Origin of the sequence: Bacillus lumedeiriae, from assembly GCF_044891285.1 — a bacterium.
Taxonomy (GTDB): Bacteria; Bacillota; Bacilli; order Bacillales; family Domibacillaceae; genus Pseudobacillus; species Pseudobacillus lumedeiriae.
On sequence record NZ_JAUIYO010000066.1, the window covers coordinates 1 to 277 of the forward strand.

Here is a 277-nt window from a genome sequence, read left to right on the forward strand (position 1 = left end):
TGGAGACCTCTGTTCTACCGTTAAACTATGCCCCTATAAAACTGGTGGAGGGGGACGGATTCGAACCGCCGAACCCTGAGGGAGCGGATTTACAGTCCGCCGCGTTTAGCCACTTCGCTACCCCTCCGTATTAAATTCAAAGACAAATAAAAATGGTGGCTCAGGACGGAATCGAACCGCCGACACATGGATTTTCAGTCCATTGCTCTACCGACTGAGCTACTGAGCCATACCATTATATATAAATGGCGGTCCGGACGGGACTCGAACCCGCGAC

The 277-nt window shown here is 51.6% G+C and carries 2 tRNA genes; both read right to left on the reverse strand.

Annotated features, from left to right (window positions below):
* Positions 1 to 42: 42 nt before the first annotated feature.
* Positions 43 to 127: transfer RNA gene (locus tag QYG89_RS17240), tRNA-Tyr, on the reverse strand.
* Positions 128 to 153: 26 nt separating this feature from the next.
* Positions 154 to 229, reverse strand: a tRNA-Phe gene (locus tag QYG89_RS17245).
* Between the last annotated feature and the right edge of the window lie 48 nt (positions 230 to 277).